Below are 21726 nucleotides of genomic sequence, written 5' to 3'. Positions count from 1 at the left end.
AGATGTCAATTCGTCACCAGCCGTACTATGAGGAGCTTTCAATGACCATCGATTCTCATGTGGATGAATTCGGGGCCTGCCTGTCAGGGAATTCGATCCGGAAACGGGTATTCAGGATGCATCGGGCGTGGCCTATCGACTCACGCTGGGATACGAGCGAGAACAGGAGGGGATGAAATTTTCCGATCTGCTGGAGAAGTATCTGAGTCATCCTCAGATCGGCAATGTGACTGCACTGGTGATTGGCTGCTGGGATGGAGCTTATGAAGGATCCGGGGCAGAGACCGTCGTCGATCAGCTGCTGGATTCCAGTGATCTGCTGACCGGATTGCGGCACCTGTTTTTTGGTGACATCACATTTGAAGAAAGCGAAATCTCCTGGATCGGCCAGGCCGATCTGTCACCGCTGCTCAGATCGTTTCCTCAGCTGGAGGAGCTGCGCATCCGGGGAGCGAACGACCTCAGTCTGGGCCGTGTGAATCACGAGCATTTGAAAACACTGGTTATCGAAGCGGGGGGGCTGGGAGCAGATGTCGTTCAGGAAGTGACCGCTGCCGTTCTCCCGGAACTGGAACACCTGGAGCTGTGGCTGGGGACGGACGAGTATGGTGGAGACGCCACCATTGCCGACGTGGAGCCGTTGTTGACCGGCGCCCTGTTTCCCAAACTGAAGTATCTGGGACTGCGGAACAGCATGTTCTCGGATGAGATTGCCAAGGCGATCGCAGCGGCACCGATTCTAAACCAGGTCGAGGTAGTCGATGTGTCACTGGGGACCCTGAGCGATGAGGGAGCCCAGGCCCTGCTGGACTGCAATCGTTTGAACCAGTTGAAAAAGCTGGATCTGCATTTTCATTATCTGAGCGATGAGATGTGCAAAAAGTTGAGCGACCTGGAGATCGACGTCGATGTCAGCGATCAGCAGGAACCTGATGAGTACAATGGCGAAGTGAATCGTTACTGTGCGGTCTCTGAATAAGGGATTGTGAACCGGTTCGATGTCTTCTCAGTTCGTCATTATTGGTAACCCGGAGAATCGAAGAGTCCACCTGTTTCAACAGGCCCTGGAATCACTGGGGCAACCCGCGGCCCGTGTCGTTTCGTATGAACGACTGCTGCAAGACGTGGATTGTCTCCGGGATATCATTCGACCGGGCGACATTGTGCGGATCGAGTCTCCCGGAGAAAACTTCACCGTCGAGAAAGGACTGCTGGCCCGAGGCGTGGCTGCGGCCGAAGTGGAAGGAAACCCCTTTCTGTCTCCGCGTCAGATCGAGAGGCTGGAGTATGACCATGGTTTGATTCTGCATCCGCGACAGTGGTACATGGGCTATTGCAGCCTGCTGATTCAAATCGGTAAGTGTCTGTCGGGGATCGCATCCATCAGACTGTTGAATCCGCCGGCTGATATTCGGGAGCTGTTTGATAAACGGGCCTGTCATGCCCGGTGCAGGGAGGCAGGGTGTGCGGTTCCCGAGTCGTTTCCGGAAATTCATACGTTTGAGGAATTGCTTGCTTTCATGCAACAGCGGAATGAGCGACGTGTTTTTCTCAAGCTGGCACATGCCTCTTCCGCATCGGGTGTGGTGGCGCTGCATCAAAATTCCCGCCGGATCGAAGCGATCACCTCTACGGAGCTGGTGAATCAGGACGGGCAGACGCGACTCTATAATTCCCTGAAGGTCCGACGGTACACCGATCTGAGAGAAATCCGCACGTTGATCGACGAACTGTGCCGGGAAGGAGTGCATGTGGAGCGGTGGATGCCCAAAGCGGCGCTCAGTCATGGCAGGACGTTTGATTTGCGAGTGGTGGTGATCGCTGGTCAGGCCCGGCACTTTGTAGTGCGGGAGAGTCGGAGCCCGCTGACGAATCTGCACCTGGGGAACCGGAGAGGCGATGGTGAGCGGCTGCAGGAGCTTCTCGGTGCTGACCGATGGTGTGCGTTGATGGAAGTCTGTGAGCAGGCGGCGGGTGTTTATCCGGAGAGTTTCCAGGTGGGCGTTGATCTGCTGCTGACCCCCGGATTTCGCGAGGCCCTGATCCTGGAGCTGAATGCGTTCGGGGATCTGCTGCCCGGGATCCTGTGGGAAGGAGAGGAGACGTATCAGAGTGAGATCAGTTCTCTGGTGACGGACTATATCTCAGTTGAATACTCACGTATTGCTGCCAGGGTGACACGTAAAATATGATCCGTAACACGGGGGATCGTGAATTTGCGGTATTCGCTGGGAGAAATCACCAGTCGATCCATCTGTTTCCCGAACTGGTAGTGCATGCATTGTCCAATCACACTGATTGCCAGGAGATGCTGATCAATCTTGGGAGCCCCATCAGGCAACAATTCTGCGATTAAAGCATTGAGTTGATCGAACATGGGTTTGGCATGAGATCGTGCGATCTGGGCGGTGGCTTCAGTTGGCTCCAGAATCTCGCGAAACATCAGCATTTCTTCTGGAGTCGACCGACTACGGTCGCTCATTGAGACTTCCAGCATCTCCCCGATGAACTTGCGCAGGCGATCTTCAGGTGGAACTGTGTCGTCGACAGTTGGTTCCTGCATTTCTCCGATGACTGTCCGGTTGGCCTGTTCCACTGCCGCGATGTATAGCCCCTCTTTGCTTCCAAAGTGATAGCGGACGGCATTCAGGTTGACTTCCGCGCGGGCGCAGATATCGCGTAAGTTCGCATTATCCAAGCCCTTTGCGGCAAATTCTACAATTGCCGCTTTGAGAAGTCGTTGTGGGGTATCCTGGTTCTCCACTGGGGCTACCTTAGTCCAATAGGGGGAATCGATCCATGTGATTTAACTGAGATTAATAATAATACACTTGTATTAAAAATGGGTCCAGCGTAGTATTTAATACACGTGTATTAAATACGGTGATATGCACTACTAATTCATTCCCTGGCCAGGAGTGAGGCAACCACTCAGACCATCTGACTGACTATACGGGAGATCCACGTGCAGAGCAATTCGCTTCCAGTCAAGGTTGATGAAGACAGCCAGCAGGAGACTGGCAATACCAAGGGAGAACATACTTCTCAGCCAGGTCATGGTAATCCAATATTTTCTATCAGGAAACTGATCTCAGTATTCACTCGCTCCCTGATTTCACTTCTGCTGATCTGTGGGAGTATTGTGGTATTTATTTCTTTAAATACCAGCCGACCTGCGCCCGTTCGTGAGAAAGCCGATTCCAGACAACCCTTTGTCGAAACCGTCGCTGTCCAGGCAAGTCACAGTGGAATCGACTTTGACGTGGATGGCGTCGTGATTCCCTATAAGCGAATTGAAGTTCCGGTGGAAGTAGCCGGAGTGGTTGCGGAACGATCGGAAAAATGCCGCATCGGTCATTTCATCGAAAAGGGAGACGTACTCGTCCAGATTGCTTCACGCGAGTATCAGCTTGAAGTTCGTCAGCTGGAAGAGCAACTGGAACAGGCGGAAGCAAGTCTGAACGAGCTGGAGCTGAATATCGCGTCACGCGAGCGGAAGGTGGCGATTGCACAGGAAACACAGAAAATTAAGAGTCGCGATCTGGCCAGAATGAAGCAATTGAATTCGCGGAATGTAGTTACTGATACAGATGTGGACGCTTCTCGATTGGAAGAACTGGAATCCCGAAACTCGCTGCAGTTGGAGCTTGATCAGCTAGAAGTGGAGAAGGCAACCCGAAAACGGCTTAAGAGTTCACGGGATTTGGCCGCAGTGCAGTTGGAGCGAGCTCGTTTTGATGAAGAGCGTTGTACGGTGCGTTCCCCGATTTCGGGAGTGATCACGCAAGAGCCAGCTGAGGAAGGAGTTTTTCTTCAGCGTGGTGCGACAGTCGCCACGGTTCAGGATGTTTCGACTATGGAAATCCGTTGCAGTTTGAACATGCGGCAGATGAAATGGCTATTAAACAGTAAAGAATCGCACTCTACTGCTGCGAGAGACGGTGTCACGACCACGGCAGCGAATATGTATCGTATTCCACCAACTCCCGTAACAGTTCAGTTTACAGTAGACGGAACTGAATATTCCTGGTCAGGTACACTGGTCTCATTCGACGGCGCGGAAGTCGATCGCCAGACACGTCTGGTGTCCTGCCGCGTTTATGTTCGTCAATCCAAAGGGCAGGCGAGTCAGTCCAGGAGCAATTCGGCCGATCAACAGGAAACCCATCAGGTTTCGTTAATGACTGGGATGTTTGTCAAGCTTCTGGTTCATTCCAGACCGCAAACTGAATTACTGCAGATACCTGAGGCTGCACTCAATCCGGGAGATGATGTATGGGTTGTGTCTCCCACCAAAACTGTACGGGATGCCAGTGCGGTAAAGGATTCAAAAATGATTACAGGTTCGCTGCAGCGAATTCCTGTGCGTATTGCTCATACCGTGGGGAAGACTGTGCTGGTCTATGCGGGTGAGTCGTTAAATGCGGGGGACCGTGTGGTTGTATCTCCACTCACCGCTCCTGTGAACGGCATCCTTGTTCAATACGGGGTAAACCCATGAAGTCCTTTATACGCTGGGCGATCTCGAATTCTCCTGCAATGAATATCATCATGATCGCGGTGATTCTTACGGGGACGGTCTGTCTGCAGTCGTTGAATCGAGAGACTTTCCCCGAATTTGAGCTCGATATCATTTCCGTTTCTGTTTCGTATCCCGGTGCGTCACCAGAAGAGGTGGAGGAAGGGATCTGCCAGAAAATTGAAGAGGCAGTTCGGTCGGTTGACGGTATTAACAAGGTGACTTCAACAGCAGCTGAGGGACAGGGGACTGTCTCGCTTGAACTGCGTTCCGATGTTTCGAATCGGGACAGGGTCCTCAACAATGTTCGTTCCGCTGTGGACCACATTACCACTTTTCCGGCACTGTCAGAAGACCCGGAAGTCAAACTGACCGAACAAACCGAACAGGTCATCCGTGTGGGAGTGGTGGGCCCGAAAGACAACAGCGAGCAGGCACAACTGATGTTGAGGAAAGTGGCTGAATATGCTCGCGAAGATCTACTGCAGTTACCGGGGATATCAGAAGTGGAGTTCTCTGGAGACAAAGAGTATCAGATTGATATCGAAGTTTCCGAGGACACTCTTCAGTCCCATGGACTGACGATACAACAGATTGCTGAAGCTGTCCGGCGCGAAAACAACGATACTCCCGGGGGGACGATTCACTCGGAGTCCCAGGAAGTTCTGTTACGGGGACATAACCGACGTTTGACGGGCAGTGAAATCGAGTCACTTCCGCTGATTACACAGCCCGGTGGAGCGGTACTGAAAGTTGGTGATATCTGTACGGTCAGAGATGGGTTTGCGGACACCACGTCGATCAGCGAAATCGATGGATGTCCTGTGCTGGTCCTGTCTGTCATGCGTAACCCCAATGAAGACCTGCTGGCGATGGTCGATACGGTGTATGACTATGTCAACAACCATCAGTTGCCTCCCGGTTACCAGCTCAAAACGTGGGGCGACCGTTCGATCGAAGTACGTGGTCGCATTGATTTACTGACCAGGAACAGCTGGCAGGGTTTGATCGTGGTGTTTCTGGTCTTGGCGGCTTTTCTTGAATTGAGGCTGGCGTTCTGGATAGCGATGGGGATACCTTTTTCACTTTTGGCAACAGCAGCATACCTGCTGCTGACCGGGCAAACTTTGAATATGATCTCGATGTTTGCTTTCGTGATGGCCCTGGGAATTGTGGTAGACGATGCCATTGTCGTGGGGGAAAATATTTACGCACACCGCCAGATGGGAAAGTCCGTTCTTCAGGCGGCGATAGACGGCTCGGTTGAAGTTGTTCCCTCCGTCATGGCTTCGGTTTCGACGACCGTGATTGCCTTCATGCCATTGCTGTTTGTTTCCGGGACCCTGGGTAAAATCGTCTGCGTGTTACCAACAGTGATTATTGCAATGCTGATTGTGTCGCTGATTGAATGTATGACGATTCTCCCGTGCCATCTCGCACACAGTGACAGTATCGTATTTCGTATGTTTCACCACGTGTTTTATGTTGTCTCATGGATTCTGGTTCCGTTGAACTGGCTCAACCAGCTCGCGTCTACCATCCTGAACTTTGTAATTGAGAAGATCTACCGACCAGCCTTGTGGTGGGTGATGCATAATCGAATGAATTTTCTTGCTGGATGTATATCGGCCTGGATCATTTCGATTGGGCTGGTTTCGTCCGGGCGTACGCCTTTTGTTTTCTTTCCCAAGCTCGACAGCACCTCGATTCAGGCGTCTGTGACATTTCCCGATGGCACACCTGAAGATGTGACGGTTGCTGCAGTACGAAAAGTCGAGGCTGCATTCTGGCGTGTGGCGGAGCGACTCAAGTCCGAACAAGGCGAAATCGCGCGGATGGCATATATCACAGTGGGAACCCAGACAGGGGACGCAGGCCCGGGGCGATCTACAGCTTCGAATACCGACAGCAGTCATCTTGGTGGTGTGGAAGTGGAACTGGTCGATCCATCTTTACGATCGTATCGGAGTGATGAAATCTCAGCGGCATGGCGTGCAGAAGTGGGCGATATTTCGGGAGCCGAATCACTCACTTTTGGAGCCAGTTTTTCCGGTCCGGGTGGTTCACCGATCGAATTCAAACTCACTGCCAATCGGGACGGTATTCCTCATCTGGCAGAAGCCATTGATCGGTGCAAAGCGAAACTGGCGGAATATCCGGGGGTGTTTGACATCTCTGATGATTCATCCCCAGGGAAGTGGGAATTCCGCATTCGTGTGAAAGAGAGTGCGCTGGCTATCGGAGTCCGCGCTGCCGACCTTGCAGAAACCGTACGTGCAACTTACTACGGCCAGGAAGTGATGCGGTTACAACGGGGGCGTCATGAAGTAAGGTTAATGGTTCGTTATCCGCGCGAGGATCGCCAGTCGATTGCCGATTTTGGTGATTTACGGATTCGCACCAGCGATGGTAGCGAAAGACCGTTGAACGAACTGGCCCAGGTCGAGGTGGTGCGTGGCTATTCGAAGATTAACAGGATTGATCAGCAACGTTGTATTACACTGACTGCTGATGTGGAAGAGTCATCCGGGAATGCACATGAAATTGTTGCTGATTTGAAAGAAAACTTTCTTCCTCAGGTACTGGCAGACTATCCGGGAGTGCGTGTTCGCTGGGGAGGGCAGCAGGAGCAGGAAGCCCAGTCGTTTCAGAGTATGTTTGTGGGATTTGGAGTCGCCTTGCTGGCCATGTTTGTTTTACTGGCATTCGAATTCAAATCATATGTCCAACCGCTTATCATTCTGATCATAATCCCTTTCGGCCTGGTGGGGGCGATAGCGGGGCATACATTGCTTGATTTGCCATTGACCATTTTCAGTATTTTTGGACTGGTTGCCCTGTCCGGAATCGTGATTAATGATTCCATTGTTCTGGTTGATTTTATCAATCATCTGCGGGCAGGTGGCATGAGTGACAGCGAGGCCCTGCTGCAGGCCGGCCAACGCCGCTTTCGTCCAGTCCTGCTGACAACTTTAACCACAGTCGGCGGCCTGACCCCAATCCTGCTGGAGAAATCCTTTCAGGCGCAAATGCTGATTCCGATGGCCACCAGTGTCGCATTTGGGGAGATGTTTGCCACCATCCTGGTTTTATTCCTCGTGCCAGTTCTGTATTCCTTTTATTTGGGGGTTGCAAAATTGTCTATTGCCACTCCTGATAAAACCAGGCTTGCTTCTCACAGGTTTGATCCTGAAACTGTGACCTTGTGAGCAGTAGCGGACTATGCGGGTCGTAAGGGTTAAACCTCGCCCCGAGGGATGCGGGTGAGTGTACATGATTTCCCATGTGCCTGATTATTGTGCAAATTTCGGGAATGGTATATGTTTTGCATTATTAAGTTATTCAGTAATCACATAGAATCTTCGATGAATGACTTACTTGAATCAGGATACAACGATGACTCCTCGGGAAGTGCTCGCCCTCTGTCGTGAACGGGAAATTCAGGCCATTGACCTGCGGTTTATGGATTTTCCCGGGACACAAAAACATTTTACGATTCCTGCTAAGATCTTAGTAGAAAAGAGCTTCGAAGACGGTTTCGGCTTTGATGGCTCTTCGATGCGGGGCTGGAAAGCGATTAACGAAAGCGACATGCTGGTCGTTCCGCAGCCGGATACCGCCTTTGTCGATCCCTTCATGCCCAATACGCTGGTGATGACCTGTAACATCCAGGACCCGATCACCCGCGAGGATTATGCCAAAGATCCGCGCAATGTTGCCCGAAAAGCAGAAAGCTACATGCGGTCCACAAAAATCGCGGATGTAGCCAATTTTGGCCCCGAAGCGGAGTTCTTCATCTTCGACGATGTCCGTTTTGACCAGAATGAGCATGAATGCTATTACCATGTGGACAGTATCGAAGGGCAGTGGAACCGGGGTAAGGCGGGCAGTGGTCCCAACGCCGGGTACAAAATTCGACACAAAGAGGGTTACTTCCCGGTACCCCCGGCTGACACATTGCAGGAAGCCCGTACCGAAATGATGCTGGCGCTGATGGATTGCGGCGTCGATGTGGAGGCCCAGCACCACGAAGTGGCGACCGGCGGTCAGTGCGAAATTGACATGAAATACGCACCGCTGCTGAAGACGGCGGACAACCTGCTGCGATACAAATATATTGTGAAGAACGTGGCGGCCAAGTATGGCAAATCAGCCACATTCATGCCGAAACCGTTGTGGAACGATAACGGCTCGGGTCTGCATCTGCATATGTCACTCTGGAAAGATGGCAAGCCTTTGTTTGCGGGGTCCCGTTACGGGGGGCTCAGTGAACTGGGAATGTATGCGATGGGCGGAATTCTCAAACATGCTCCTGCGTTGTTTGCGTTCTGCTGTCCCACGACGAACAGTTACAAACGTCTGATCTCCGGTTTTGAAGCACCGATTAATCTGACTTACAGTTACCGCAATCGATCGGCGGCAATCCGGATTCCGGTACACAGTCCGCATCCGGAAAACAAGCGGTTTGAATTCCGCTGCCCCGATTCGTCTTCGAATCCGTACCTGGCGATGTCGGCAGTACTGATGGCGATGCTGGACGGGATTCAGAACAAGATCGATCCAGGGCATCCGCTGGAAAAAGACATCTACGATCTGAAACCCGATGAACTGGCCGAACTGCCGGGAGTTCCGGTTTCGCTGGAAGAGTCGTTGCAGGCTTTACGCGACGACCACAAGTTCCTGCTGGTGGGTGATGTCTTCACTGAAGACGTGATCGATACCTGGATCTGGTATAAGACCAGCCACGAAGTGGCCGCTCTGCGTGAGCGCCCTCATCCCTTTGAATTCGCGATGTATTACGACATTTAGTCTGACTTGCGTTTCAGAAGACAAGATTCTTTTCGCTCGCGATTCCGTGGGACCGTTCATCGTGCGTATACGATGTTTTTTACTGTCTTACTCTGGCTGATGTGTTACCATAATTGGGGCAGGACTCTATCCTGTTTCCAGTCAATCGCATCAGAAAGTATTTCAGTTTCCGGAGAAGTCCTCATGAAACGTGTATCTGGCTTATCGTGTTTCCTTTCTCTTCTGGTAATCTGTCAGGCAGCAGGACATGCTGGAGAACCGGGATTGCACGATGGCTGGCAGGCGATGACGCCGCGGGAAGAACTGCGACCTGAGATTTCCTGGAAGGCAGACGCAGGGCCCGGTCGGCAAGGAGCCTTTCTGATCCAGGCGGATGGCCGCGAAGGCCTGATGGGGCATCTGCAGAAATCCTTTCCCGTCAAAGGAGGGAAGACTTACGAATTCACAGCACTTCGCAAAACCGAAGGCATCAATCTGGTTCGGCGGGCTGGAATCGCCCGGTTAATCTGGCTGGATCAGAACGGGAAACGGATCACACGTGATAAGCCCTCGTTTGCCTCCTATCGGCCGGGCGAACATCCCCGGGCCGAACCCGAGTTCCCGGGCGATCAGGAAACGATTTCCGGCTGGACGAAAGTCGCGGGCGTTTACCGAGCACCGGAAAAAGCGTCGCAGGCGCAGGTCGAATTACATTTTCGCTGGGGGGCTCCTTATTCCAGAATTCTCTGGAGCAAGATTGGTTTCAATCAGACGGAAGATTTAAAGCCCCGCATCGTACGCCTGGCGACTATTCATCATCGACCACAGGCCGGAAAAAAACCGAGTGATAAACCGGCCCAGTTCGCAGCGTTGATAGAGCAGGCTGCGGAACAGAAAGCCGATCTGGTGGTACTGCCGGAGTCGATTACCGTGTATGGCACCGGTTTGTCATACGCAGAAACCGCAGAACCGATTCCCGGACCTTCCACGAAGTACTTTGGTGAACTTGCCAAAAAACATGATCTGTATATTGTTGTTGGCCTGTATGAACGGGCGGCGCACCTGGTTTACAACGTTGCCGTTCTGATCGGCCCCGATGGAGAAGTCGTCGGTAAATATCGCAAAGTCACGCTGCCTCGCGGCGAGATTGAAGGGGGAGTGACACCGGGAAGCGAGTATCCCGTTTTTGAAACCCGCTTTGGTAAAGTCGGTATGATGGTCTGCTACGATGGTTTCTTTCCGGAAGTGGCCCGCGAGTTGAGTAAGAATGGAGCCGAAGTCATCGCCTGGCCCGTCTGGGGCTGCAATCCTCTTCTCGGTGCTGCCCGCGCCTGTGAAAATCATGTCTATGTCATCAGCAGTACTTACACCGATACTTCTTCCAACTGGATGATCTCAGCCATCTATGGACACGACGGCAAGCCACTGGCACAGGCCAAAGAATGGGGGACTGTTGCGGTCACGGAAGTGGACCTGAATCATCCGCTGTACTGGCAGAGCCTGGGTGATTTCAAATCCCAGATCGAACGGCATCGCCCGATCGTCGACTCGAAACCCTGAGTGGATAATTTAAATCAATCAGCTGGTGTGGGCTTGATTCTGTCTATTAAGGGGCGTTCTGGATGGTTCCCGGTCCGAGCAGGTTGACTGTAGCGCCGTTGTTGTTGGCAGACAGATTCGGCAGATCGGTGATGTTGATGGTTCCACCTACACCAGCGAAGAAGTCGAGTGCGGTGTCGGTCGTGTTATCCATGACATCCAGGAAGATCTGATCTGGTGAGAAGACAGCGACATCGAGACCACGTCCACCAATCCCGGTACTGCCGTTGAGCGTATTCTCGTGGATCTGGACATTGGCGGAGGCACCGATTCCGTTCGCCATCAGGATTTCAATCCCGTCATCGAAGATTCCCCCGGACTGGGCGATGTGGTTTTCGTTGATAAAGACTTCGTGGTTGGTACCGCGGTCAATTTCCAGGGCAATACCGTCGTTGAACAGGGCTGCGTTGGTATCGTCAGAGATCGTGTTCTTCGTGATATAGGAGGTTGTACTGCCTGTGGTGTCCAGATTGAGATAGACGCCACTGCCGAAGATATTGATCAGGTCGTCGGAGTCGATGATGTTTTCCGTGATGATGGTGCTGGCCGAACCATTATTGATACGGACGTCGATGGCATCGCCGAAACCACCCAGGGTGTTGTTAATTTTGTTGTAAGCGATGAAGGTATTCATGACGCTGGTAGAGTTACCCGTGAACGAAATCGCGTCTCCGAATCCATTGGCGATACTGGTGATCTGGTTATTACGGATGTTGATGTTGGCGATTCCTGAATTCGCGGTGACATCGATACCGTTATTGCCGATGGTGAGCAGACTGTCGATGATGTTGTCATCGATGTTGAGGGTGATGTCCCCATTTGTGGTGACTTCAATCGCATTGTCAAAAGCGGTGACAATACTGTGAATTTTGTTGTTGCTGATGGTGCCTGTCCCGGAGGCATCGCTGACTGAAATCGCATCTTGACTGGCGTTATTGATCGTATTGTTTGAGAAATTGAAATTCGTAATTCCATTGGCTCGGATTCCGTTACCGGTCGGGGCATTCATGGTCACATTTTGGATCGTCACATTCTGTGAGGCGAAGATGTCGACTCCCGTGCTGCCGCCGTTAAACGTACCACCATTCAATGTGACGGAGCCGTTATGGTTACTTATATCCAGAGCTCCGTTCACAGAGTTTGTACTGTTCAATTCTTCGATTGTGACGTCCGCTGTGCCGCTGGAAACGAAAACATCAAAGTTGGAATCTGTGATATTCAACTGGCCAAGCTGAACCGAGCCTGCGTTTTGCTGGATATCGACAGAGACCGAACCATTGTTGGCTGTAATGGTACTGTTGGTGAAAGTAATATCTGCGTCACCACCGAGAATTCGCAGTGCCCGTCCATTGGTTTTCATGATCGGGGTATTTTCAACAGTGATGGTACCAGTCACTTGCTCCAGATTAATGCCATTGCCTGTCGATGTATTTGTAATCGTGCTGTTGGCAATCCGAATATTTCCGACGCCGTTAGCAATGATTGAATCTCCGGAGGCGGTCGTAATATCGAAGCCGGAGAGGACGCTGTTATTACTCATCGTGAAGCTGCCGGTGATGTCCGGGTTGATGCCGGTGCCGGAGTCGGGGAGCTGGATCGATCCGAACTGGGAGTTGATGAACTGTGCGGGTCCCTCGGAGAGGACCTGTGTATTATCAGCCAGGACGAAGTTACCGGTTTCCGAACCGTCGCGGTGATCGTAGACGATCAGGTCGCCCTGCTGTGTGCGTGGGTCAGCGAAGGCAGCGGCGAGGGTGGCGTAGGGATCTTCGTAGGAACCATCGCTGTTACCACCGGTGGCGACGTGCATGAAGTAGTACGGATTCCCTGTCGATGGATTGATAATCAGGCCGCCGTTAGGATCCTGGACTTCCTGGTTGTCGACAACGATGGCGCGAAGTCGTTCGGGGCTTTCCCCGAGACGATCCCAGGCTTTGAGATCTGAGCGGGGGCCGTTACGGAGTCCGGTGATGCTGGGCCATTGAATGCCGACGGAAAAGTTGACCGTGGTATCGAAGACGCGGTCATTCTGCACGCTGAGATTCAACGCGACCATGTCCGAGATGCGGCTTTCGACACGTGATTTCCAGCCCCAGGCCTGTGGGCTGCCGGAAGCCTGGAAGTGGTACCAGCCCGCGTAGGCGCGGAGGTCCATGTAGTCATTGGTGTAGAATTTGGCACCCGCTTCCATGTCGAGGCCTTTCATCGCGGCCTGGTAGTAACGGGTGAATGTGCCGCCATACAGGTAGTGGCCGATGAACTGGTAGCCGCCACCATTGTTGACGTGTGTGGTGGCGTATTGCTTGCGGGTGGTGCCGGTGGGGACGTACCAGTTGAGGCGGGCGTCCCAGATATCACCCAAAGTTTCAATACCGCCGGAAATCTGATCGAAGTTGGCGTAGCCGGCATCGCGGGTGTCATGGTAGATATAGCCCCCGATGGTCCGCTGATATTCGGGCAGATACTGACGGGCACCGAGACCCACGTTGGAGCCGAGGTTGTGGTTGTCGTCACCCAGGAGCAGGCGGGCGTCGATGAACATCAGCCAGTCACTGTCATCGCCTTCCAGCACGGGGAAGAATGCATCAAAGGAGGAAAGCCCGCCGATCCGTCCGATGGTGTCTCCAGCCTGGTAGCGGTAGCCGACATGCGGGCGATAGCGGCCGAACCAGGCAGAGTCGCCGAACAGTTCGCTGACATCGCCACTGACCTGGCCTCCTTCGAAGCCGGGGTCTACCGGTTCAGGATCGAAGGTATCTGCAGAGAGGGGGCAGGCGGTGCCACACAGGACCAACAGCAGGGCGAAGTACAGTCGTTTCATGGATTCCATTCCAGAGAGAGTACAGTGGTTATCTGGAATATTCGTCTGTCACTACTTTCGATCTGAACGGTAAAACCCTGCAGGCTATCAGAAGTGCACACTGTGTGTTGTACAGATCGGCTCAGTCAAAGCTGGTAAAAGATGACGGTTGGCGCGTTAGTATGGCGGCTGTGAAATCAGTGGGAGACTGTGCAGTATTCGGGGAGTGTCTGGATTAAGGCAGGAGCCAGTCGGTTGTGTTCTGGTAGGATCCGAGCCCCAGCAGCGCGCAGGTCCGACCTTGTTGCGGGGTCAGATGCGCTCCCCGTCTCCAGATTGATACCTTGTAACCGGTTCTTCGCCCCGCTGATAGTTACGCCTGACGTTGTTTGAAACTCCACCACTTTCGCTGCGGAATCAGGCCGATGCCGATGACGGCCAGTTGCGAGAGCATGAACAGACCGAGTGCCAGAAGTACGCCTTCGGTGAATCCGTAAGAGTGCAGACCGACGCCCAGTTCATTAACGCCGAACCAGGACCAGCTGGTAACGATGTTCCCACCGATCGAGAGGATGGCCATGCCTCGATCTTTAACCATGCCACCCCAGCGGGCGTGCAGGACGAGAGCATTCCAGAGCACAATAATCAGTGCGCCGTTTTCCTTGGGATCCCAGCCCCAGAAACGGCCCCAGGAATCGTCAGCCCAGAGACCGCCGAGTACGGTGCCGAAGAAGCTGAGGATGATGGCAAAGCAGAGCACGCCATACAGCATGCGAATGATTTCTTTGCCTGCATCGGCTGTCATGCGGGGCGTTAAGGTGCCCCAGAGGATATAGAACAGTCCCAGAAGACCAGCTACAAAAGTCGCAGCGTAACCGAGGGTGATGCAGACCACGTGAGTGGCGAGCCAGAACTGTGTATCCAGCACCGCCTGCAGGACGGCCATGGTATCACCATCACCGGCGAGCATGTGTGCGATCAGCAGTGTTGAGAAACCGGCGACTGAGGCCAGCAGGTTTCCAATGCCCATGTGATTGATGCGTTCAATCACGATCCCCGCCAGCACTGCACCCCAGCCGATAAAGACGGCAGAGGAGTAGAGGTTGGTCACCGGGGGACGGCCCGAGATATAGATGCGAGCGATCAGCGCGAACGTGTGTACCACGAATGTGAGCACGATCAGCCAGAAGGCGGCACTGCCCAGTGGTCGCTGCAGGAACAGGAAGGAGAGGCAGACCAGCACAAACGCGAACAGATACAGCACGGCGGCATAGTAGCAGGGTTCGAAGTGATTGTAGAACGCTTCGAAGTCGATCTTATTCAGGCTGGTATGTGGCAGATCGGCACGGTTCCGATTCAGCCAGCTCTGGTAGTCCTGGACCTGTTTGTTGAAATCGGCGACATTATCGCGTGAATAAGCGACGAGAATTCCCGTCCAGGCCTGGGTGGCTTCGTTTTCTTTTTCGTTATTGACGCTGAGGCTCAGCAGATCACGCAGCCAGGAAGCGGAATAGGTCTGCCACTGATCGTCGGTGGCGGTTTCCGGTTTCTGGTCATCCTTGTCTTCCAGAAGCTTGGGAGGAATCGCCAGCGGCGGATTACGTTGTGCCAGCAGTTCCTGTCGCCGGAAGGCTTCCATCACATCCTGACGTGCATTTTCCGGGCGGATCTGTGGTGGATTGAAGGCCTGCATGAGCAGATCGACGATGCCGATTTTCTTTTCCAGTTCCAGCACACGGGACTGGAAGAGGCTTGCCTGGCCTTTGCCTGCCTTGCGGGCGAGTTCAGCCTGCCGGGTGAGTTCGGGCAGTTTTTCGATGAAGTCTTCGAAGGAATAACGAAACCCTTCGCGGCGTTTGAGACCCAGCACGGTGAGCAGTTCCGGGTTTTCAATACGGAAGACCCGGTGCTTGAACGAAGCTTCCGGGTTGGCGATGGTATCGAGGAACCATTTGATGGCGGGCTGTGTTTTTCCGTCTGAGTCTTTGAAGGTCTGCTTGCCTGAGACGATTCGCAGACTGTTACGGGCCAGTGTGTCGATGGGTTTGGCGCGTCCCTGGTAGAGGACGGGCAGTTCGCCGAACTTGTAGAGATTCATCTGATTGGCGTCGGGTTTCCGCACAACGGCTTTGCCCATCAGGTAGCCGCCAAAGATGATGAAGATGGTAATCGGAATCAGATATTTCTGGAGTTTTTCGCTGCGCAGTTTGCGCTGGAGTGCGGGAGTCATTTCTCCCGACTTGTCCACGGCGAACTCTTCAATCGCTTTAGGTTCGGTGCGCTGTTTTTCGCGGCGGCCGAGATAGCGGAGCAGGGTGATCATGAAGTGATAGAACATGCCAACCACAACGATCATGCAGGAGACATACGGAATCATCCAGCCCATGTTAGTGACGACGGAGAGGGTAGTCGTCTCTTCGCCCGTACGGGGATCCTGGTGATAACCGCTCTGGTAGAACGTTTCTCCACTGTACCGCAGCGGGTTATTCATCCAGATATGCACATCGCGGTCGACGTTGCGTTCGTTGTCAACGAGGCGGATATCGGAAGAATAGTTCTGCACCGTGCTGGTACCGGCGTAATCATCCTTGCGGACATCGATCAGTTTGACGGTGTAGTCTTTGTAGTAGCGTTTGAACCGCAGGAAGAGCTCGTAGGGAGTGCCATCAACGACAACCTGTTCGCCGAAGTCCCGCAACGAGAGATCGAGGCTGACCAGGTAGACTCCCAGAGACTCTTTGCTCTTTTTGTCGATAATTTTAATGTAAGCTGCCGGGATGTCGACGCCGCCTCCCATATCGGTACCCGCGGTATTTCGTACCGGCAGGGCGATCCATTCTTTACCGACGCCGGTCGTAGCGGGGTTTTCGGCCGCTTTTTTCTCTTCAGCGGTCAGCGATGAAATCTTGCGGAGCGACGAGTTCTGGTAGTAGTGGATCAGTTCGTAATCGAAGGGGAGTGCGGGATCTGAGACGACGCCTTCGCGATTTTTGAGCAGGATCGATTTGGGGATGACGGTGACGCGATCCTTCTGGGGATCAGTTTTATCGATGACGGCCAGTTCGATCTCGCGGATATCCTGGACGAAATTGGTTGTCTGACCTTCGGAGACGGTCATCTGTGTTTCCACAGCCATGGTGCCCACGATGAGTTCGCTGAGCATCATCAGGCCGACACCGGCGTGCAGGAGCACGACCCCGGCCCGTTTCTTGAAGAGCGGAATACAACCGGCGAGCAGTACGACACCGACGAAGGTTGCTTTAATCAACTGCCAGAGAATCCGCATGGAGGAATCGCTGAAGCGGGCGGCATCCCCTTTGGAGATAAACCAGGCGGTCAGGAATCCCAGCATGATCGCGCCGCCGATGGCGAGACCACGTTCGACTTTGCGATGTTTGGGGAGCAGGAAGAACAAAGCCAGACCGCCGATGGCAGACAGGGCGAGGCCTGCTTCAAAGAGCCACCAGAGGACCTGCCAGCTCATGACCGAATATTCCTGGAACCCGTCTTTGTTCGAACCGCCGGCGATGACCAGCCAGGTAAGGAGCAGGCCGATGCCGATAATGCTCCAGCCAATTGTGCGTTCTTTACCTTTACCCTGCACTTTGAAACGAATCAGGTGCGCCGCCAACAGGTTGACGCCCATCATAAAACCGATGAGCCAGCCCCCCGGAAAGTAGAAGAAACCGGGGATGCTGTCCGGTTTGATGCCGGGGAAGAAGGAAGGGGGGAAGAAGATTTTGAAATCGATGCGGGCGATGGCGGTACGGAAGTATTCGTCGATCACAACCCAGATATCTTTTTCGACCTGGGCCAGGGTTCCGGCCAGGATGATAAAGATGGCCATCGCGAACAGGGCCACTGTGATTTTCAGCGAGGCCAGGGGCATCAGGAAGTTCAGAAAATGCTTATTGAAATTCGCGGAACCAGAGCCGGACTCGGGCGAGGCAGTTTCGTGAGATGTTTCCGGGAGGGTATTCGTTGACATACGGATTTCCTGAGGGTCAGACTCAAAAACTAATAATGGATTGTGTGGTCAGGCCGGGGCCGGACTATTCAAAACGGATCGACTTCACAAACTCTTTGAAGTTCGCTTCCTCTTTTTCTGCCAGCCTGGCGGGGCCGGTAAACTTCACGAACCAGGCCAGATTGTCCCGGTAGATGATGGCACCCAGAATGGCCGGTCGTGGTGTTTCGCCTTCGGGGCCGATCAGTTTGACATAGGTTGCTTCGAGATCCCCGGCTTTGAGTTGCTCCGAGTTCCCCGACAGATCGGCGTCGGTAATGGCTTTGAGTTTCACCTGATCACGCCAGCGGTTGATATTCGGGAGCAGGGGAGAACTGTCTTTGGCAAGATCGATCACGGTGACTTCGCCGGTCTCTCCGTCGGCAGAGACATTGAAGGCGGCTTTCCGCATGCCTCCGCTGCGACCGGGTTTCCAGCCTGAGGGAGTTTCGTATTTGATCTGTGCGGCGGCAGCCGGCGGCGTGGAAGCGGCAGGGCCTCCCGGTGCGGGCATGCCACCACCCATCATGCCGGAAGCGAAGGGAGCCCGGCTCATGGGGTTGTCAGCCATCTTGCCATCCAGGCTGACGACCGTGATTGTTTTATCGCCGGCTTTCAGCGTGAACTGTTCCTGGTCCAGACTGGGAGAAACGCCTTCGGCTGCTGTGAGGTCTTTTTCGGTAATGGGAGCCAGACCCACCTGGTCACGCCAGCGATTGACGTTTTCCAGTGTGCCACTCGGCGGCAGGGGGATTACCGACATTTCGAGTGGGGGATCTGTGTCTTTGACTTTGAGGGTGGCAAATCGCATGGAACTGCCTGGTGTCTGAGTCCAGTCTGCGGGGAGCTTCCATTCGGGCTGACCTGCTTTGAGGGTCACCGATTTGAGGAATTCGATGAAGGTCTCAAACTGAGCAGCGACCTGTTCGGGAGCCCCGGTCATTTTGAAGAACCAGTTCTGTCCATCGCCGGGCAGGATGGCTGCCAGCATGCGGGTCGGTTTTGCTTCTGCAGAGGTGGCCTGTGCCGGACCGAGGTCGGCTCCTTCTTTGGGGACTTCATAGGTGTGAATCTCATCCTGTTTTCCACAGCCGATCGGCAGGAGCAGCAGGGGCATCAGGAGCAGGAGCGGGAACGATTTCATGAGCAGGGTTTGTCTTTCGGGTCGATACATGGCGGCTTGGTCCAGGTTTTCTACGGCCTGAGAGTCGAAAATGACTGGCAAATCAACTGATCGGGCTAAATCCGGGTGGTTTTGAGTTCGATGTCAGCAGACTGACAGAGGTACTGTCGTTGTGTACAAGGCAGGTGTTTGAGGAGTGGTTCACGCCTCAAGGGGCATAAGTTGTTTCAATAATGGTGGTTATGTTAAAACAACACGGCCCCGGATACCAGAGTCACTCTGCTGGGGACCACTGACTATTATAGTTGTCGTGAGACCAAAAAGTACACAACCAGTTTTCGAGTCCTGGCAAATTCCCCGGTATTGGAAGGGCCTGGCCTTTAAAATCGGCCCCTCGGGCCAGAGCTTAAAAAACTCGAAAAATCGCGTAAAAATTACAATGCCTTGCAAAAAAGTCACCAAATCGGCGATTCTGAGAGGCGATTGTAAAAGCTTCCAGAAGAAATCCTATTTACAAGGAATAATCTTTAATGTATTTACGCGTTCTCGCTGATTTTTCGCAAAATAAATTGCGATTCTGGTATGCGAGGTGCGTAATTCAAAGTGACCCGTCACAAATGGGATTCTGAATTCCATTTCTATTAAATAGTACACGAACGTACGGAACCGACAATTCAATCGAATCAATGTCAGCGGTTATGGAAGACCGGACACGATTCACCCCAAACTGACCCAAATTCCCAGTTGTTCATGGGAACCAAAACCCCAGGCATGGAAGCCGCACCGTGAAGCTGATTTCACACAGACTGCCGGTTGACGCTCTCAACCAGGCCGTGAAAGTTCGAACTGTCGAATCTCTTCTTTTCGAGAGGGGGCTCAAGCAGTTTTTCGCTCACACAGAGATTGTTCTGCAATCACTGCGCACTGCTTCTCTGCTCACGACGACCTCAGCGGTTGTCTGCTCTGTCCTCAGCATGTGTTCCACATCTTGCGGCGAGCATCGAACAGATACCCCTTTCTCAAATTTTAAAACGCGTTGCGCGTTGAAACCAACGATTGTGAGGAGTTGGTAGATGAGATTATTAGCGACATCCGTATTCACTTTTCTGATGATCACCGGTTCTGCACTGGCAGCTGCTCCTAAAGGAGTTCTGCTGGATTTCACTGCGACCTGGTGTGGCCCGTGTCAGAAAATGAGTCCGCTGGTTTCACGTTTGAAACGTGAAGGCTATCCAATCAAGAAAGTCGACGTCGATCAGGAACCTGAGCTGGCCCGACGTTTTAATGTTTCCAGCATTCCCGCTTTTGTGCTGGTCGTCGATGGTAAAGAGGTGGCTCGTTCTGTCGGTGCCACAACGGAAAGTAACCTGCGTCGGATGCTGGCCCGGATTCCTGCTGCGGAACCTGCTCAGCCCGAACGGTCACAGCCCCGTAACCCGGTCGTCTTCGCATCCAATGATCGTCGCAGCAATCAGGCTGAAGAAGCCCCGATTCAGCTGGCACAGGATCAGAAGCAGCCCGAAAAGAAATCGCGCGGATTCAATCTCCCTTTCTTTGGTAAAAACAAATCTGAAGATGATTCGGTTCCTGTCGAAGAGCCCGTGATTCGTGCCCAGTTTGGCGATGCTGCCAACGATCAGTTCGCGGAAGCCGCTCCCCAGGAAGAAATCATCAACTGGCGAGCCAGCACGGTTCGCATTCGTGTCAAAGACAAAAAGGGAATGGACCTCGGTTCGGGGACGGTAATTCACAGTGCCGTCGGTCGAACCCTGATCATGACCTGCAGTCATATCTTCAGCGACATCAGGGCTGATTCCATAATTGAAGTCGATGTCTTCCAGGGCGAAAAGTACGATACTTATGTGGGTACCCTGGTCCGTTATAACCTGGAAGCCGATGTGGGACTGATTTCGATTCCCACTTCGGGCGTCGTGGCTGCTGCGAAAGTGGCTCCGCTGGAAGATGAAGTTAAAGCGGGTGACGTCGTAGCATCTCTGGGTTGCAGCAGTGGAGAACTGCCGACCCTGGAGAAAATCAAAGTAACCGAACTCAACCGTTTCCTGGGACCGGACAACATCGAATGTACGGGCATGCCCGTGCAGGGACGTTCGGGCGGGGGACTGTTTAACCGCTCCGGCCAACTGGTGGGTGTCTGCTTTGCCGTTGATAAGGAAGACCGCCGTGGTTTGTATGCCGGTCTGCCCGTGGTTCATAAACTGCTCGATGAAAGCAACCTGACGGCCCTTTACAAACAGCCTGCCGTTCAGGAGTCCGCTCCGGAAACCAAGTTCGCCATGTCGGAAGCTGCTCCTGCAGCCCAGGCAGCTCCCAACCAGCAACTGCTGGATGAGTTCCTGAACCGGGCGATGCCGACGAACAGCCAGCCGCGTCAACAGGTGACCTCGGCAACAACCGGTAATCCGGACCTGTCACAGTTGCAGGCGGCATTGGATCAGGCAGGGGAAGCGGAAGTGGTCTGCATTATCCGTCCGCTCAACAAGCCCAAGTCAGCCAGCCGGGTTGTGATCATCAACAAGGCCAGTTCCAAGTTTGTCTCTTACCTGTCGGGAGAAGTCAGTAATCAACCTCAGCCGACCTCGGCCCGCTTCCAGCCTGCGGCCAACCTGTCGGGAACTCCCCGTAATACAGTACGTCGTCAGCGGGATGAGCGGATCAGCCGGAGCCTGCCCCGGGCCAGTAAGACTCACCTGGTAGCCAGCCCTGCTCAGTCGGAAGATGCCATGTTCCGTCCGCCTTCCTCTTTCACACAGACGGCTAAAAAATCAACGCCGGACAGCCTGCAGAACAGTGCTCCGGTCCAGCGGTACCGTCGTTCCGCTGAGTCGCGTCGCTAAACGCTCAATCGTCTACTGAGAACATCTGATCCAGTC

The 21726-nt window shown here is 53.4% G+C and carries 11 protein-coding genes; 7 read left to right on the top strand and 4 right to left on the bottom strand.

All coding sequences use genetic code 11. The features are described 5' to 3' along the window. Window positions 1-127: 127 nt before the first annotated feature. The gene (locus F1728_RS11535; RefSeq protein ID WP_155364232.1) at window positions 128-979 is read left to right on the top strand and encodes an STM4015 family protein; all 852 of its coding nucleotides are present in this window, start codon (window positions 128-130) and stop codon (window positions 977-979) included. A 19-nt stretch (window positions 980-998) separates the two neighbouring features. Continuing rightward, window positions 999-2192 (top strand): STM4014 family protein, encoded by a 1194-nt coding sequence (locus F1728_RS11530; RefSeq protein ID WP_155364231.1) that lies wholly within the window; start codon window positions 999-1001, stop codon window positions 2190-2192. On the opposite strand, the gene F1728_RS11525 is transcribed toward F1728_RS11530, so the two are convergent. Continuing rightward, window positions 2138-2764, bottom strand: a complete 627-nt coding sequence (locus tag F1728_RS11525; protein WP_155364230.1) for a TetR/AcrR family transcriptional regulator — start codon at window positions 2762-2764, stop codon at window positions 2138-2140. The two genes, F1728_RS11530 and F1728_RS11525, sit on opposite strands and share 55 nt — an antisense overlap. A gap of 201 nt (window positions 2765-2965) precedes the next feature. On the opposite strand from F1728_RS11525, the gene F1728_RS11520 reads away from it, so the two are divergent. The 4 genes from F1728_RS11520 to F1728_RS11505 all read left to right on the top strand — a co-directional run bounded on the left by F1728_RS11520 (window position 2966) and on the right by F1728_RS11505 (window position 10867). Beyond that, entirely contained in the window at window positions 2966-4501 is a 1536-nt protein-coding gene (locus F1728_RS11520; RefSeq protein ID WP_194242781.1) for an efflux RND transporter periplasmic adaptor subunit, read from the top strand. Continuing rightward, a complete protein-coding gene (locus F1728_RS11515) occupies window positions 4498-7728 on the top strand; it encodes an efflux RND transporter permease subunit (RefSeq protein ID WP_155364228.1) in 3231 nt (1076 codons plus the stop codon). Before F1728_RS11520 ends, F1728_RS11515 begins: the two co-directional genes overlap by 4 nt. Before the next feature lie 187 nt (window positions 7729-7915). Then, the gene (gene glnA / locus F1728_RS11510; RefSeq protein ID WP_145036358.1) at window positions 7916-9328 is read left to right on the top strand and encodes a type I glutamate--ammonia ligase; all 1413 of its coding nucleotides are present in this window, start codon (window positions 7916-7918) and stop codon (window positions 9326-9328) included. A 183-nt stretch (window positions 9329-9511) separates the two neighbouring features. Beyond that, entirely contained in the window at window positions 9512-10867 is a 1356-nt protein-coding gene (locus tag F1728_RS11505) for a carbon-nitrogen hydrolase family protein (protein WP_155364227.1), read from the top strand. Between the two features lie 46 nt (window positions 10868-10913). On the opposite strand, the gene F1728_RS11500 is transcribed toward F1728_RS11505, so the two are convergent. The 3 genes from F1728_RS11500 to F1728_RS11490 form a co-directional block, all read right to left on the bottom strand. Beyond that, complete coding sequence (locus F1728_RS11500) at window positions 10914-13727, bottom strand: beta strand repeat-containing protein (RefSeq protein WP_194242780.1); 2814 nt, start codon at window positions 13725-13727, stop codon at window positions 10914-10916. 352 nt (window positions 13728-14079) lie between these two features. Then, on the bottom strand, window positions 14080-17694 hold the full coding sequence (ccsA, locus tag F1728_RS32435) for a cytochrome c biogenesis protein (protein WP_155364225.1): 3615 nt from the start codon (window positions 17692-17694) through the stop codon (window positions 14080-14082). Between the two features lie 64 nt (window positions 17695-17758). Beyond that, window positions 17759-18886, bottom strand: a complete 1128-nt coding sequence (locus F1728_RS11490) for a hypothetical protein (protein WP_155364224.1) — start codon at window positions 18884-18886, stop codon at window positions 17759-17761. Between the two features lie 1022 nt (window positions 18887-19908). Between F1728_RS11490 and F1728_RS11485 the strand changes: the two genes are divergently transcribed. Next, window positions 19909-21690, top strand: a complete 1782-nt coding sequence (locus F1728_RS11485) for a thioredoxin domain-containing protein (RefSeq protein ID WP_155364223.1) — start codon at window positions 19909-19911, stop codon at window positions 21688-21690. Window positions 21691-21726 lie beyond the last annotated feature (36 nt).

It is taken from the genome of Gimesia benthica (genome assembly GCF_009720525.1).
GTDB lineage: Bacteria > Planctomycetota > Planctomycetia > Planctomycetales > Planctomycetaceae > Gimesia > Gimesia benthica.
Note: the sequence above shows the minus strand (reverse complement) of the source record. Positions and strands in the feature narration are given on the sequence as shown.

Bases quoted from the DNA above. Each gene is read 5' to 3' on its own strand.
- F1728_RS11500 (WP_194242780.1), bottom strand. From the start codon at position 13,727: ATGAAACGACTGTACTTCGCCCTGCTGTTGGTCCTGTGTGGCACCGCC.
- glnA (WP_145036358.1), top strand. From the start codon at position 7,916: ATGACTCCTCGGGAAGTGCTCGCCCTCTGTCGTGAACGGGAAATTCAG.
- F1728_RS11515 (WP_155364228.1), top strand. From the start codon at position 4,498: ATGAAGTCCTTTATACGCTGGGCGATCTCGAATTCTCCTGCAATGAAT.
- F1728_RS11530 (WP_155364231.1), top strand. From the start codon at position 999: ATGTCTTCTCAGTTCGTCATTATTGGTAACCCGGAGAATCGAAGAGTC.
- F1728_RS11505 (WP_155364227.1), top strand. From the start codon at position 9,512: ATGAAACGTGTATCTGGCTTATCGTGTTTCCTTTCTCTTCTGGTAATC.
- ccsA (WP_155364225.1), bottom strand. From the start codon at position 17,694: ATGTCAACGAATACCCTCCCGGAAACATCTCACGAAACTGCCTCGCCC.
- F1728_RS11485 (WP_155364223.1), top strand. From the start codon at position 19,909: ATGAGATTATTAGCGACATCCGTATTCACTTTTCTGATGATCACCGGT.
- F1728_RS11490 (WP_155364224.1), bottom strand. From the start codon at position 18,886: ATGTATCGACCCGAAAGACAAACCCTGCTCATGAAATCGTTCCCGCTC.